This is a genomic window from Gemmobacter lutimaris, from assembly GCF_003570715.1.
Taxonomy (GTDB): Bacteria; Pseudomonadota; Alphaproteobacteria; order Rhodobacterales; family Rhodobacteraceae; genus Gemmobacter; species Gemmobacter lutimaris.
Genome location: NZ_QXXQ01000069.1, coordinates 1 through 251, shown reverse-complemented (window position 1 = coordinate 251; position 251 = coordinate 1). Strand labels below are relative to the sequence as shown.

General features: G+C 61.4%; 1 pseudogene. It reads right to left on the bottom strand.

What is annotated here, in order from left to right:
* Positions 1-129 (bottom strand): annotated as a pseudogene (locus tag D2N39_RS22485) (IS3 family transposase); the annotation flags it as partial.
* Positions 130-251: the final 122 nt, after the last annotated feature.

The window sequence follows — 251 nt, the reverse complement described above, 5'->3', positions numbered from 1 at the left end:
GACCGGGCGGCGATCGTGAACGGCCTGTTCGAGGGCATCAAGGACGAAGCCTGCATGCGCGGTCTGGCTTGCCCGCCAGCCGACGATCCGACGTGCATAGGCGTCAATGACAAAAGCCACATAGACGTATGCGGCGGTTCGGGCCCATTGATTTGATATATTCCTGACGCGTGACCCGCCTGCGAGAAGGCCTTCGTGAGCAGATGGAGGTCTTGTATGGCGGATGGTGGTGGTGGGTTCGTGGGCCGGTG